The organism is Myxococcus xanthus (assembly GCF_006402735.1).
GTDB classification, from domain to species: Bacteria; Myxococcota; Myxococcia; order Myxococcales; family Myxococcaceae; genus Myxococcus; species Myxococcus xanthus_A.
Genome location: NZ_CP017174.1, coordinates 3,512,913 through 3,526,573, shown reverse-complemented (window position 1 = coordinate 3,526,573; position 13,661 = coordinate 3,512,913). Strand labels below are relative to the sequence as shown.

14 protein-coding genes are annotated in these 13,661 nt (G+C 69.9%); 5 read left to right on the top strand and 9 right to left on the bottom strand.

The window, feature by feature from the left end; all coding sequences use genetic code 11:
* Window positions 1-49: 49 nt before the first annotated feature.
* The 3 genes from BHS09_RS14885 to BHS09_RS14875 form a co-directional block, all read right to left on the bottom strand.
* Window positions 50-1,717: a DUF6178 family protein gene (locus BHS09_RS14885; protein ID WP_261344758.1), complete on the bottom strand. Its 1,668-nt coding sequence runs from the start codon at window positions 1,715-1,717 to the stop codon at window positions 50-52.
* An 83-nt stretch (window positions 1,718-1,800) separates the two neighbouring features.
* Window positions 1,801-2,421, bottom strand: coding sequence for a ribosome biogenesis GTP-binding protein YihA/YsxC (yihA, locus tag BHS09_RS14880; RefSeq protein ID WP_140790706.1), 621 nt, complete (start codon window positions 2,419-2,421; stop codon window positions 1,801-1,803).
* Between the two features lie 4 nt (window positions 2,422-2,425).
* Complete coding sequence (locus tag BHS09_RS14875; protein WP_237078306.1) at window positions 2,426-2,866, bottom strand: cytochrome c family protein; 441 nt, start codon at window positions 2,864-2,866, stop codon at window positions 2,426-2,428.
* A 163-nt stretch (window positions 2,867-3,029) separates the two neighbouring features.
* On the opposite strand from BHS09_RS14875, the gene BHS09_RS14870 reads away from it, so the two are divergent.
* From BHS09_RS14870 to BHS09_RS14850, 5 genes are read left to right on the top strand one after another with little or no spacing between them, the layout of a single operon-like run.
* The gene (locus BHS09_RS14870) at window positions 3,030-3,497 is read left to right on the top strand and encodes a hypothetical protein (RefSeq protein WP_090492922.1); all 468 of its coding nucleotides are present in this window, start codon (window positions 3,030-3,032) and stop codon (window positions 3,495-3,497) included.
* 10 nt (window positions 3,498-3,507) lie between these two features.
* Window positions 3,508-4,104 carry a dephospho-CoA kinase gene (coaE, locus tag BHS09_RS14865; RefSeq protein ID WP_140798205.1) on the top strand — a complete coding sequence of 199 codons (597 nt, stop codon included), beginning with the start codon at window positions 3,508-3,510 and terminating at the stop codon, window positions 4,102-4,104.
* A 23-nt stretch (window positions 4,105-4,127) separates the two neighbouring features.
* A complete protein-coding gene (locus BHS09_RS14860; RefSeq protein ID WP_174258781.1) occupies window positions 4,128-5,270 on the top strand; it encodes an SDR family oxidoreductase in 1,143 nt (380 codons plus the stop codon).
* 39 nt (window positions 5,271-5,309) lie between these two features.
* Window positions 5,310-5,705: a MaoC/PaaZ C-terminal domain-containing protein gene (locus BHS09_RS14855; RefSeq protein ID WP_140798204.1), complete on the top strand. Its 396-nt coding sequence runs from the start codon at window positions 5,310-5,312 to the stop codon at window positions 5,703-5,705.
* A gap of 5 nt (window positions 5,706-5,710) precedes the next feature.
* The gene (locus BHS09_RS14850) at window positions 5,711-6,190 is read left to right on the top strand and encodes an FAS1-like dehydratase domain-containing protein (RefSeq protein ID WP_140798203.1); all 480 of its coding nucleotides are present in this window, start codon (window positions 5,711-5,713) and stop codon (window positions 6,188-6,190) included.
* A gap of 3 nt (window positions 6,191-6,193) precedes the next feature.
* On the opposite strand, the gene BHS09_RS14845 is transcribed toward BHS09_RS14850, so the two are convergent.
* From BHS09_RS14845 to hslV, 6 genes are all read right to left on the bottom strand, one after another.
* The gene (locus BHS09_RS14845; protein WP_140798202.1) at window positions 6,194-7,081 is read right to left on the bottom strand and encodes a tetratricopeptide repeat protein; all 888 of its coding nucleotides are present in this window, start codon (window positions 7,079-7,081) and stop codon (window positions 6,194-6,196) included.
* Window positions 7,082-8,923: a molecular chaperone DnaK gene (dnaK, locus tag BHS09_RS14840; RefSeq protein WP_140798201.1), complete on the bottom strand. Its 1,842-nt coding sequence runs from the start codon at window positions 8,921-8,923 to the stop codon at window positions 7,082-7,084.
* 18 nt (window positions 8,924-8,941) lie between these two features.
* Window positions 8,942-10,303 carry a J domain-containing protein gene (locus BHS09_RS14835; protein WP_140790692.1) on the bottom strand — a complete coding sequence of 454 codons (1,362 nt, stop codon included), beginning with the start codon at window positions 10,301-10,303 and terminating at the stop codon, window positions 8,942-8,944.
* A gap of 109 nt (window positions 10,304-10,412) precedes the next feature.
* The gene (locus BHS09_RS14830) at window positions 10,413-11,657 is read right to left on the bottom strand and encodes an acetylornithine transaminase (RefSeq protein ID WP_140790690.1); all 1,245 of its coding nucleotides are present in this window, start codon (window positions 11,655-11,657) and stop codon (window positions 10,413-10,415) included.
* A gap of 37 nt (window positions 11,658-11,694) precedes the next feature.
* Window positions 11,695-13,092 carry an ATP-dependent protease ATPase subunit HslU gene (hslU, locus tag BHS09_RS14825; protein WP_140790688.1) on the bottom strand — a complete coding sequence of 466 codons (1,398 nt, stop codon included), beginning with the start codon at window positions 13,090-13,092 and terminating at the stop codon, window positions 11,695-11,697.
* A gap of 12 nt (window positions 13,093-13,104) precedes the next feature.
* Window positions 13,105-13,632: an ATP-dependent protease subunit HslV gene (gene hslV / locus BHS09_RS14820; protein WP_011553068.1), complete on the bottom strand. Its 528-nt coding sequence runs from the start codon at window positions 13,630-13,632 to the stop codon at window positions 13,105-13,107.
* Window positions 13,633-13,661: the final 29 nt, after the last annotated feature.

Here is a 13,661-nt window from a genome sequence, read left to right as displayed (position 1 = left end):
AGAACGGGACGGCCACGCCGGACGTGCGGGCCGCCCCGGACTGAAATTCCTACGGGATGGGGCTGCTCTCCATCGGAAGAACCGCCGAGGCCATCGGCTCCAGCCGCCCGTCCTGGAGCCAGGGCGTGCCCAGTTCCTCCAACAGCCGCGACAGGGTCAGCGTCACCAGACGGCGCAGCTCCGCATGTGCCTCTGGCGCCACCACCGGCTCCAGGCCCTTCTGGGCGCGCTCGGCCGCGGAGGCGCGCAGGCGCGGCGCCTCCGGGGCACCTTCGAAGAGGCGCTGCCCCAACTCCACCACCCGTCCCAGCGGCACCGGACGCGCGTCCGCGCGCTCCTCCAGCACCGCCATGGCCACCACCGCGGCAAGGAGGCGCTCCAGGCCCAGCGTCTCCAGGGGCACGCCGAAGCGAGCCAGGGCCTCACGCGCCGAGTCCTCGGTGCCGCCCAGCACACCCCGGAACACCTGCACCTGGGCCTCCGCGCGGCCCAGCAGCGCCTCGGTGGCGGCCAGCTCGCGCCGGGAGCGGAACGACACCGGCTCCGCGCCTTCCACGCGCAGCGCCCGCCGGGGCCGCTTCTGGCGCAGCGCGGAGATGGCCGCCGCCTCCTCCGGAAGCACCATCAGCACACCCTCGACCAGGGCGCCCGGCGCCTTGGCCAGCCGGTCCGCGCGGAACTTGAGCTGGAGCGTGAGCGAGAAGCCCGTCTGGAAGATGCGCCGCAGGGGCGTGTCACGCAGCACGTCCGTGGCGCGCTCCGGGTCCGCGCCCGTCAGGTGCTCGAGCGCCAGGGACAGGTAGTCGCGCACCGTCTCGCTCGCGCGGCGGATGGCGTCCAAATCCCCCGGGTCCGCCAGGTCCGCCACCAGCGCGGCGCTGGCCACCTCGCGCAGCTCATCCTCCGCGTTCACCGCCTCCACCATCGTCAGACCGCGGAAGGCCGCCTCCAGGTAGTCCACATGGCCCGTGGTGGGAGCCAACCCCGGACGGGCGGCGGACACGGGCGCGGGCGCCACGTCCACGCGGCTGAACAGGGACACCGCCTCCTCCAGCGACGGGAAGCCCATGTCCTGGAGCCGGCCGCGGCGGAACTGGTACGCCGTCTCCTCCAACTCACTGGGAATCTCCCAGCGCACGGCCTCCAACAGGCGCACGGCCTCGAAGGGGTTCTCCGCGATGAGGTCGTTGAGGAGCGAGCGGACGGCGGACATCTCCACGCCCTCCACCTTGATTTCGACGAGGTAACGCCCCTCCGGGGTCTCCATCGTCACGCCCGGCGGGTTGACGTCCGGGTTCTCCTCCAGGTCGTGCACCTCGATGAACTCGCGCAGGAGGATTTCGAACACTTCCAGGTCCAGCGCGTGCAGCTTGCGCAGGAACTCCCCCGTGTCCTCCACCCCGCCCCGCGCGGCGCGCAGCCAGGTGAGGACGGCGTGCGAGTCCAGCGCGTCCCGCCGCCAGCCGGCCAGGTCCACGAAGGCGCGGAACTGGCCGGGCGAGGCGAGCTGCACCAGCTCCGTCGAATCCGCGAGCCCCAGTTCCTGGATGGTGACGTAGAGGTCCTCGGCGGGCATCGAGCGCACCAGCGCGCGGGCCTCCGCGACATCCAGGAGGGCGTCCACCCGCTGACGCGGGGACAGCCTCATCAACCGCTGACGCAGCTCCCGGGGAGCCAGCTGCGTGTCGCTTCCATTTCCCTTGCCGTTTTCGGACACGGCGCGGTCCCTACCACAGCGCCCCCCGGCCCGGGAGCAGAACCCCACCGGGAGCGGCGGCTACCGGATGATGCCGGCGGCCCTCAGACGCGGGTGGACTTGCCGAAGGTGTCGAGCAGCGCGCCCCAGACCTCGTCCACGCCCAGCTTCTCCGTGGAGGAGAATGGGAGGATGACCTCCAGCGGCAGGTCCATCAGCTTGGAGAGCTCCACCAGCCGAGGCTTGCGCTTGGCCTTGGTGAGCCGGTCCACCTTGGTGGCCACCACCAGCACCCGGCGGTTGTGCGCCTGGAGATAGTCGAGCGTGGCGAGGTCGTCCGGCGTGGGGCCCACCTCCACGTCCACGATGCTGACCACGGCCTCCAGGCGGTGCCGCTTCTCCAGGTAGGTGGTGATCATCTTCTCCCACTGGGCCTTGTCCGCCTTGCTGGCCTTGGCGAAGCCGTAGCCCGGCAGGTCGGCCAGGCGGAGCTGGTGGCGGACGCCGCCGCGCTCCAGGTCCACGTCGAAGAAGTTCAGTGTCCGGGTGCGCCCCGGCGTGTTGGACACGCGCACCAGCTTCTTGCGGCCGGTGAGCGCGTTGATCATGGAAGACTTGCCCACGTTGGAGCGGCCGACGAAGGCCACCTCCGCAACGTGGTCCGTCGGGTAGCCCTTGGGCTCCACGGCGGTGGTGACGAAGCGTGCGTCGAGGACCTTGATCACGACATCATTTCTTGGCCGACGGATCCGCGGCGCGGCGGGCGCGCTCGGCGGACCAGTGGTCGATGGCCTTGAGCGACTCCTTGAAGTCGAACGGCCGGAGGGAGGGCGAGGAAGCGTCGTGGCAGGAGCGGCACTGCTTCTCAGAGGGGTCCACCAGGCCCACCAGGCGCGCCAGCTCCGAGTCCTTCATCACGTACTCGGGCGAGTAGTACTGCCCACCGCCGTGGCACGTCTCACAGGTGACATTCACCGTCGCCTGGGTGACCTGCTCCGGCGAGTGGCAGGACAGGCAGCGCCCGTCCTTCTTCTGCTGCTCGGTGAGCGAACTCTCCGCCCGGGCGTGCTTCGACTGCATCCAGGCGTCGTAGGCCTCGGGGTGGCAGCCCTTGCAGCTGTCCGGGCCTACGAAGTCGGCGCCCCCGGCCGCCCCAGCGGCGGCCAGCACGAGAAGGGAGAGGATCCTGATGCCAGGAACGCGCATGGAGCCGGAGTAGCAGAGCCCCCCGGACGGGGCAAGGCGTCTCGTGGTTGAATGACCGGCAGAAACTTCCGTCGGGCATAGGGGATTGCTAGAGCCTTGCCCGCCCGTTCCAGCAGGGAGGAGCCGTATGCGCATCCTGACCGTCCTCGCCGTCCTCACCTTCGCCGTCCCCGCCGCCGCCAAGCCCTGGCAGGGCATCGAGCCGGGCGTGTCGAAGCGCGACGAAATCATCAAGAAGTTCGGTGAGCCCTCGCGCACCGTCAAACAGGACGGCAAGGAGATCATCGCCTACCTGGCCAAGGAGGCCATCAAGGGCACCACCCAGGCCCAGTTCAAGGTGGATCCGGACACGCAGCTGGTGGAGCGCATCGACGTGTTCCCCGGGCCCATCATCGACAAGGAGACGGTGGAGAACAGCTACGGTCCCTCCTGCCCCTCCGGCGCCGCGCCCGCCACGCCCTGCTACCTGCGCAAGCTGACGGACGACTTCCGCACCTACTTTCTCTACCCCCGCCTGGGCCTGGCCATCTTCTTCAACGAGGACGGCAAGACGGTTCAGTCGTTGACGTTCACCACGCAGAAGGCCGCGAAGTAAGGCCACGCCCGTGCACGTCTTCGGACTGACGGGAGGCATCGCCTCCGGTAAGAGCACCGTGACGCGCGTCCTGCGGGAGCTGGGCGCGGAGGTGCTGGACGCGGACGTGATTGCCCGCGAGGTGGTGGAACCGGGCACGCCCGGGCTGGCCGCGGTGGCGGCGCGCTTCCCCGGCGTGGTGGGCTCGGACGGCCGGCTGGACAGGGTGAAGCTGGGCGCACGCGTCTTCGGGGACCCCGCAGAGCGCGCCGCGCTCAACGACATCACCCACCCGCTGGTGCGTCAGGCCTTCATGGACAAGCTCCAGGCGCTGGAGGAACGGGGCGTGGCGCGCGTCATCTATGACGTGCCCCTGCTCATCGAAAGTGGCATGCACGCCTGGATGGAGGCCGTGGCGGTGGTGTGGGTGCCCCGCGCGCTACAGAAAGCCCGGCTGATGTCGCGCGACGGGCTGGACTCCGACGCCGCCGACGCCCGGCTGGCCGCCCAGCTCCCCCTGGACGACAAGCGCGCCCATGCCACCTGGGTCATCGACAACAGTGGGGACCTGGCCTCCACCCGCGCCCAGGTTGAAGCGATGTGGCGCGCCATGCTCGCGCGCGGCTGAGCGCCGGGTATGCTGCGCGCCGCATGAGCGAGACGCGCAAGAAGGCCACGGCCGGAACGTACTTCCTCACCGGCTACCCGGGGTTCATCGGCAAGCGGCTGGTGGAGCACATCGCCCGCGAGGACCCGAAGGGGCACATCTACGCGCTGGTGCAGCCCAAGTCGTTCAAGGAAGCGCAGCAGCACGCCGCCCGCGTGAAGGGCGCCAAGGTGGAGCTGCTCACCGGCGACGTGGTGGACATGCACCTGGGCCTGTCGGGCGAGGAGTACCAGCGCCTGTGCGAGCGGGTGACGGACATCTTCCACCTGGCGGCGGTGGCCCAGCTGGGCGTGGCCAAGGAGACGGCCTGGCGGGTGAACGTGGACGGCACCCGCAACATGCTGGAGCTGGCCCGGGACTGCGGGAAGCTCACGCGCTTCAACTACTTCTCCACCTGCTACGTGTCCGGCGACCGCCTGGGCGTCATCGCCGAGGACGAGCTGGACCGGGGCCAGGGCTTCCGCAACGCCTACGAGGAGACGAAGTTCCAGGCGGAGCGGCTGGTGCAGCGCGCGGGCGCCACCCTGCCCATCACCGTCTTCCGGCCCTCCAGCGTGGTGGGCGACTCCCGCACGGGGGAGATCGACCGCTTCGAGGGGCCCTACTACCTGGGCATCCTCCTGGTCACCTCGCCGCTGGTGGTGCCCCTGCCCCTGCCGGGCAACGGCGTGGCGCCGCTGAACGTGGTGCCGGTGGACTACGTGGTGGAGGCGGTGTGGCGCCTGTCGAAGGACCCGCGCGCCCAGGGCAACACCTTCCACCTGGTGGACCCCAACCCGATGAGCGCGCGCCGCGTGTACGAGCTCATCGCGGAGAAGTCGAACAAGAAGCTGCCGCGCTTCAACCTCTCCGCGCGGGCGGCGGACGTCATGCTGCGGCTTCCGCTGCTGGAGAAGCTGGCCCGCCCACAGCGCGCCGCCATCAGCTACGTCAACCACCTGGCCATCTACAACTGCCACAACACGCTGGAGCTGCTGGACGGCACCGGCGTGCGGTGCCCTCCCCTGTCGTCGTATCTGGATCAGCTCGTGGCCTACGTGCGGGACCAGTACCGCAAGCGCCGCGAGGGCTCGGACGAGGACGACCCGTTGGATCAGGGCGCAGCACCCGACGTGGAACGTCCCTGAACACGCGCGGCGGCCAGCCGTGGTAAATCCACGGTTCCCATGCCACGCACCTACCAGCCAGGCGACACGTTCACGCACGTCCGCGAGTGCGACCGGTACCGGCCGATTTACTACGCGGGCGCTTCGGGGGATTACAACCCCATCCACATCGACCCGGAGGCGGGCTCCGCCGCCGGACTCAACGGCAACATCCTCCAGGGGCTGTGCACCCTCGGCTGGGTCGTGGAAGCCATTGCCGGTTTCGTGGAGGACCCGGGCCGGGTCCGCCGCGTGAAGGCGCGCTTCTCGCGCCCGGTGCGGCCCGAGGACACGATTACCTTCCAGGGCCGGGTCACCGCCGTCCAGGACGGGCGGCTCACGGCGGAAGTCTCCGCCACCAACCAGCGCGGCGAGGACGTCCTCAAGGGCGCCGTCGTCGAAGCCTTCATCAGGTAACGACCATGGCCCTCGACAAGCAATTCATCGGCCGTGAGTACGGCCCGTACCGCTACACCCTGGGCGAGGAGAAGATGCGCGAGTTCACGCTCGCCGTCGGCGGCGCGAAGCCGGGCGCCGGAACGCCGGGCGAGCCCCCCGCGCACGTCAGCCCGCTCCTCTACGACGAGCAGGCCGCCAAGGCGGGGCCTCACGGGGGCCTCATCGCCTTCCCCAGCTTCGCCGTCGTCTTCGCCATCCGCCCCTTCAGCGCCGCCATCGCGGACCCCGCGCTGAACATCAACATGCAGATGCTGGTGCATGGCGAACAGGACCTGGAGTTCCTGGACGTCATGCGCCCCGGCGACGTGATGACGACCACCGGCCGCATCGCGGACCTCTACGAGCGCGCCCGCATGGGCTTCGTCATCGTCACCAGCGAGTCGCGCAACCAGCACGGCACCCTGGTGGTGAAGGGCACGTGGACGGCCATCATCCGCGGCTAGCCGTCAGCCCGCGGAGATGACGCCTTCATCAATGAGCTGGACGAGGATGCGCGCGGTATCCAGCCGCGTCATCCCCGACAGCGAGAAGAGGTCCTCGTAGCTCACCGAGCCATCAATCTGCGCCAGCACGAAGCCGGCGCGGTGGTCCAGGTTGAGCCAGATGATGTCGTCCGGCTGCAGGCGCACCGCGGGCACCCGGCCCAGGTCGCCCAGCTTGGACTCCAGCCGGGCCATCAGCATCCGCTCACTGCGCGCGCGCAGCGACTCCACGCGGATGTCCGACGGCGCCAGCTCCTTCGCCTTGAAGAGCAGGTCCACCGCGCCGGAGTGGTCATCCAGCTCCAGCAGGTCCTCGGCCCCGCGAAGAAGCAGGTCCAGCTCGCTCTCCGCCGCGGGGAGGCCGAACTCCTGGGTGTGGCCCTCGGGGATGCCGTACTCGTCGGTGTCCCCCTTCGGCTGGATGACGGGCTCGTCGAACTCGATGACCACGTCGCGCGCCAGCAGCTCCAGCACGTCCGCCGGCGTGCCGCCGTCCAGCGCCTCCGGAAGGACGACGGGCACCGGGGGCGACCTGCCACCGGCCTCCGCGGGGCCGCCCTGCCCTTCCGCCCATGCGCCCCAGTCGCCTTCCAGCGCCGGTGAGACGGGCAGGTCCGCGTCGGTGGGCGCCAGCCGCCCCAGCGAAGGCTCCAACTCCGGAGGCCGCTCGAACGGCGTCGCCGTGCCCCGCGAAGGCGCGCCCGTGGCGGCCGCCAGGTACTCCCGGGCGCGGGTGTTGGTCGGATCCAGCTCCAGCGCGCGCTCGAAGAGACGCTGCGCCCCCTGGGTGTCGCCACTGAGGCGCAGCCACAGTCCTGCTTCGATGAGCTGGTTCGCGCGCTGGCGGCTCATCTACCGCCCCGTGCCGCTGGGCGCCGGCCCCTTGAGCTGCGCCAGGCATCCCGTGAGCAGTTCACACGCGCGGCCCAGCGCCGCCACGTCCTCACCCGCGCGGACCGCGCGCGCGTGCTCCAGCACCTGCTCCGCGCGAGGCATCACATCTGGCGCCAGACCGCCCCCACCCGGCAGCAGCCGCGCCCGCGTCAGCGCGTCCACCACGTCGCGCGCCAGCGAGTCCAGCTCCACGCGCCGCGTCTTCAGCTCCTCGGACGCCCGCGCGGCGATGAGGTAGCCGCGCTGCTCGTCCATGATGCGCTGGAGCTCCTCCTCCGTGAGGCCGCTGGACGCGGTGACGGTGATGGACTGGCGAAGCCCCGTCTCCCGGTCCTTCGCGTGCACGGAGACGATGCCCTCCGCGTTGATGTCGAACGTGACGTCGATCTCCACCTGGCCCCGCGGCGCCTCCCGCAGGCCGGTGAGGACGAACTCGCCCAGCAGCTCGTTCTGGTGCGCCAGGTCGTGCTCGCCCTGGAGCACCATGATCTTCACGACGCGCTGGAGGTCCTTCGACGTGGCGAAGACCTCCGTGGCCGACGTGGGCACCGTGGTGTTCTTCGGGATGAGCCGGCGCACGGAGCCCCCGGCGATGGCCACGCCCAGGCTCTGCGGCGTCACGTCCAGCAAGAGCAGCTCGTGCTCTGGCTGCACCAGCGCGTGGGCCTGAATCGCGGCGCCCAGCGCCACCACCTCGTCCGGATGGACGCCCTTGCAGGGCTCGCGGCGGAAGTAGCCGCGCACGGCCTCCACGATTTTCGGCATGCGCGACATGCCGCCCACGAGGATGACTTCCTTGAGCTCGGAGGCGCGCACGCCCGCCTCGCCGAGCACCTCGGTGGTGAGTCCCACCACCCGCTCCGCCAGGTCGGACGTCAGGTCATCCAGCTTGTCGCGGCTCAGCGTGGCCTGCAGGTGCAGCGCCGCACCACCGCCGGGCGGCGTGCAGATGAAGGGCAGGTTGAGCCCCGCCTCGCGCACGCTGGACAGCTCCACCTTGGCCTTCTCCGCCGCGTCCTTGAGCCGCTGCAACGCCATGCGGTCCTTGCGCAGGTCGATGCCGTGCTCCTTCGCGAAGCCGAAGACGAGCCACTCGATGATGCGGTTGTCCCAGTCCTCGCCGCCCAGGTAGGTGTCACCGCCGGTGCCCACCACGTCGAAGACGCCCTGGGAGATATCCAGCACGGACACGTCGAAGGTGCCGCCCCCCAGGTCCAGCACTGCCACGCGCCCGTTCACCGTGCGGCCGAAGCCGTAGGCCAGCGCCGCCGCCGTGGGCTCGTTGATGATGCGCAGCACGTCCAACCCGGCGATGCGGCCCGCGTCCTTGGTGGCCTGGCGCTGGGCGTCGTTGAAGTAGGCCGGCACCGTGATGACGGCCTTGGAGACGGGCCGGCCGAAGTGCGCCTCCGCGTCCGCCTTCAGCTCCTGGAGAATCATGGCGCTGATTTCGGGGACGGACAGGTCCTTGCCGCCCATGCAGATGCGCAAGTCGTCGTGCTGCCCGGCCACCACCTCGTAGGGCAGCGCGCGCAGCGAGTCCTGCACCTCGTGCGAGGAGAACTTCCGGCCGATGAGCCGCTTGGCCGCGTACACCGTCTCCTGCGGATTGGTGATGGCCTGCCGCTTGGCGATGCTGCCCACCAGCCGCTTGCCGTTCTTCGCCATGGCCACGACGGAGGGCGTGAGCCCCTGGCCCGTGCGGTTCTTGATGACGACGGGCTGGCCGTCCTGGACGGTGGCGACGATGCTGTTCGTCGTTCCCAGGTCGATGCCAATGAGGGGTTCGGGCTCAGCCATGGGGAACCGTACTTACTCCTAGAACGTCCAGCGCAGCTTCTTGAGCGCGGCCTTCGCTTCCGCGTTGTCCGGGGCCAGCTTCGCCGCATCCTCGAAGGCCCGCTTCGCGAGTTTCTTCGATCCGGTGTCCAACAGCACCTTTCCCAGCATCAGTTGGTGCTCGACTTTGCCGGGGTCCAGATCCACGGCGCGCTGCGCCAGCCCTCGGCTTTCGGCGGCATCCTGCCCCAGCAGGTGCCCCAGGCGGGCGCAGCGCCAGGCGGCCTCGGCGTTCTGGTCGTCCAGGGAGCAAGCGAGCCGGTAGGCCGACATGGCGCCATGCGTGTCACCGTGCTGTTCCATCTCCCGCCCTCGAGCGACTTCGATGGTCGCCCGCTGCGAGTCATGCCCCCGGCGCGCCTTGACCAGGAGAAGCGCGACTTCGCGGTTCTTCGGGTCCATCGTCTGGACCTGATGGAAGTCGTGATAGGCCCGCTCCCAGTCGCCACTGGCGATGGCGGCCTTGCCCCGGGCAATCAACTCGGCCAGCCGGCCCGTGCGGGCCAGGTAGGGATGCCGGGCCAACCGGGCCTGCCGCTCCGCCCGGCGCGCCTCGGACGCGCCATCATCCGGCGGTGGCGCCAGCGGACGCGACGGCGGAGGAATGGATGAAGGCCCGCTGGACGCCACGGGCGGACGGGGCGCCGGGGGTAGCGATGAAACCTGATGCACCGGCGGCGGCTCTGGCGTCAGCAGTTGCTGCGCAGGCGCGGACGGAGGCGGCGCGGAGGGGGGCGGCGGCGCGGCGGCGCGTTCGGCCTGAGCCAGTGCCGGATTCGCGCGCAGGTAGGCCTCGCGCTTGTCGGGCTGCATGAGCACGTTGTGCGCGTCCGTGAGGCGCCGGAAGATGCGCTCCATGCGGGCGCGGAAGCTGCCCAGGTTCTTTCCGAAGTAGCGGTCCGGATGGAAGCGGCGCGAGGCGTTGTAGTACGCCTGCTTTACCTCCGACGCCGGAGCCCCGGGCTTCAGCCCCAGCACGGCGAAGTGGTCCATCGCGTCGAGCGAGCGCTCCAGCTCGATGATCTCCTTCTTCCGCTCCGGCTCCAGGTCCACCTGCTCGGCCATGGCCGCGTCCACCACGGGCGCGGGCGCGCCCCGGGGCACCACCCGGGCGGGGACGATGGCGCCCTTGGCTCGCAGCGCCAGCAGCACGGCGATGGTGCGCGGCTCGCCCAGCTTGGAGCGCGCCAGCACCTGGTCGATGCGCTCCACGCGCCCCACGAGCTGGAGCACCGAGCCCTCTTCCGCGGTGAGCTGGAGACGCGCTGCATCCAGTTGGGGCACCGTGGCAATGTGATCCGTCAGGGCCCCCAGCCCGATGATCGTGTTTGGCGCACTCACAGTGGCGGTCCGAGGAAAGACTTCCGGAGTTTCCAGACTAGGGTTCCGGACGCAGGGCGTCAAACGCCCGTGAACCCTTCCCCCATGCGGTGGAACGCGGCCGCGCCGGTCAGTTGGCGGCGAGCACGCGCTCGAGGATGGACAGGCCTTCGTCCAGCTCGCGCACGGTGACGATGAAGGGCGGCGCGAAGCGCAGCGTGCGGTCGCCGGCGGCATTCACCAGCAGCCCCTCCCCACGCAGCTGGGCGATGACGGGCGCCACCTCGCGATCCAGCTCCACGCCCAGCAGCAGCCCCTGGCCGCGCACGGCCTGGATGCGGCCCGCGGGCAGCCGGCCCTGGAGCTCACGCGCCCGGGCGAGGAGGTAGGCGCCCTTCTCCTGGACCTCGTCCAGGAAGCCGGGACGGCGGAGGATGCGCACCACGGCGTTGGCGGCGGCCGCGGCCACCGGGTTGCCACCGAAGGTGGAGCCGTGCGTGCCCGGCGTGAGGCTGGCGCCCAACTCGTCCTTGCAGAGCATGGCGCCAATGGGCAGGCCGTTGCCCAGCGCCTTCGCCACGCTGATGCCGTCCGGGACGATGCCCTCGTGCATGAAGCCGAATGGCTTGCCGGTGCGGCCCATGCCCGTCTGCACTTCGTCCACCAGCAGCAGCAGCCCGTGCTCGTCACACAGCGCGCGCAGACCGGCGAGGAAACCCAGGGGCGCCACTCGCACCCCGCCCTCCCCCTGGATGGGCTCCACGAGGATGGCGGCGGTCGCCGGGCCCACGGCCTTGCGCACCGCTTCGAGGTCGCCGTAGGGCACGTGGGTGAAGCCGGCGGGCAGCGGCTCGAAGCCCTTCTGGTACTTCGTCTGGCCCGTGGCGGTGACGGTGGCCAGGGTGCGGCCGTGGAAACTGCTGTCGAAGGAGATGACCTCGAAGCGCTCCGGCGTGCCGCGGTCCTTCATCACCTTGCGCGTCAGCTTGAGCAGCGCCTCGTTCGCCTCCGCGCCCGAGTTGCAGAAGAACGCGCGCGACAGGCCGGACCACTCGGTGAGCTGCGCGGCCAGGTCAATCTGGGGCTGCGAATAGAACGCGTTGGAGACGTGCCACAGTGAGTCCAGCTGCGCCTTCGCGGCGGCCACGACGTCCGGGTGGCAGTGTCCCAGCGCGCACGTGGCGATGCCACCAATCAGGTCCAGGTACTCGCGGCCATCCGTGTCCCAGACTCGAGTTCCCTGGCCCCGAACCAGGACGAAGGGCGGCTGCTTGTAGTTCTGCAGCAGGTGGCGCTTCGCCTTCTGGACCAGGGCGTCGGTGGAGGAGTCGGACGATGCGGAGGGGGACGGCTCGGATTGCGACAAGGCAGTCATCCTTCGTGCGGTACGGTGCCCCTCCGCATATAGCGCGCTACAGGATGTAGCGCGACAGGTCCTCGTCCTGGACGATGGCGGCCAGGCGCTCGCGCACGTAGGCGGCGTCCACCTGGAAATCCCGGGGGCCCATCTCACTGGCGGAGAAGGACACCTCGTCCAGCAGTCGCTCCAGGATGGTGTGCAACCGCCGAGCGCCGATGTTCGCCGTGCGCTCGTTGGCCTGCTGGGCGATGCGCGCCAGCTCCGTCACCGCGTCGTCGGTGAAGGACAGACGCACACCTTCGGTGCTGAGCAGGGCCGTGTACTGTCGCAAGAGTGAATTCTTCGGCTCACGGAGGATTCGGACCAGGTCCTCGCCCGTCAGGGGCTCCAGCTCCACGCGGATGGGGAAGCGGCCCTGCAATTCCGGGATGAGGTCGCTGGGCTTGGAGACGTGGAAGGCGCCAGCGGCGATGAAGAGCATGTGGTCCGTCTTCACGACGCCATACTTGGTATTGACGGTGGAGCCCTCGACGATGGGGAGAATGTCCCGCTGGACGCCCTCCCGGGACACGTCCGGCCCTCCCCCACCCTTGCCGCCCTCGCGGCTGGCAATCTTGTCGATTTCGTCGATGAAGATGATGCCGTTCATCTCGGCGCGGACCACGGCCTCGCGCTGGACGCGGTCGGGGTCCACCAGCTTGGCGGCCTCTTCCTTGCGCAGGAGCTGAAGCGCCTCGGGCACGCGCACGCGACGACGGCGCGTCTTGTTCATGCCCGGCATGTTCTTGAAGAGGTCCTGGAGGTTGACGCCAATCTCCTCCATGCCCTGGCCGGAGAAGCCCCGCATGAAGGTGGGCGACGACTCCGCGGTCTCCACCTCCACCTCCACGTCATCCAGGGTGCCGGCGCGGAGCTGGGCGCGGAACTTCTCGCGCGCGGTGTCGCTGACACGCTGGGCCGGTTGAGGTGGCGGTGGGGCGAAGCCGAACGGCGGCGTCGCGGACGACGACTTCACGCCGCCGCCCTGCATCAGCTCGATCAAGCGGTCCTCGGCCAGTTCCTCGGCGCGGGGGCCGACCTTCTCGGTCTCCTCCTCGCGGACCAGCGCGATGGCGGCCTCGACGAGGTCGCGAATCATCGACTCGACGTCACGGCCGACGTAGCCGACCTCGGTGAACTTGGAGGCCTCCACCTTGACGAAGGGCGCCTGGGCGAGCTTCGCCAGGCGGCGGGCAATCTCCGTCTTCCCCACGCCAGTGGGGCCAATCATGATGATGTTCTTCGGGTGGATTTCGTCCCGCAGGTCGTCGTTGACCTGCTGGCGGCGCCACCGGTTGCGCAGGGCAATGGCGACGGCGCGCTTGGCGGCGTTCTGCCCGACGATGTAGCGGTCCAGCTCGCTGACGACCTCGCGAGGCGTGAAGGCGGACAACTTGCGCGATTCGGCCACGGGGTGTGTCTCCTAGAGCTCTTCGATGGAGATGTTGGCGTTGGTGTAGATGTCGATTTCACCCGCGATGGTGAGCGACTGGTGCACCACGTCGCGAGCAGACATCTGCGTGTGCGCCATGAGGGCGCGCGCGGCGGCGAACGCGTAGGGGCCACCACTGCCCACGGCGGCGATGCCGTAGTCGGGTTCAATCACGTCACCCGCGCCGGAGAGGATGAACGTCTTCTCCTTGTCGGCGACGATGAGGAGCGCTTCCAGCCGGCGGAGGAAGCGGTCGGTGCGCCAGTCCTTGCCCAGCTCCACGCAGGCGCGGGCCATGTTCTTCTGGTGCTCCTTGAGCTTGGCCTCGAAGCGCTCGAAGAGCGTGAAGGCGTCCGCGGTGCTGCCAGCGAAGCCGGCGAGCACCTGGCCTTCGCCCAGCCGGCGGACCTTCTTCGCCGTGTTCTTCATCACGGTCTTTTCGAGGGAGACCTGGCCGTCGCTGGCGATGGCGACCTTCCCGTCGCGCCGCACGCAAAGAATGGTGGTGCCGTGGAACATAGGACCCGGGGTTTAACAAGCCGGGCGCG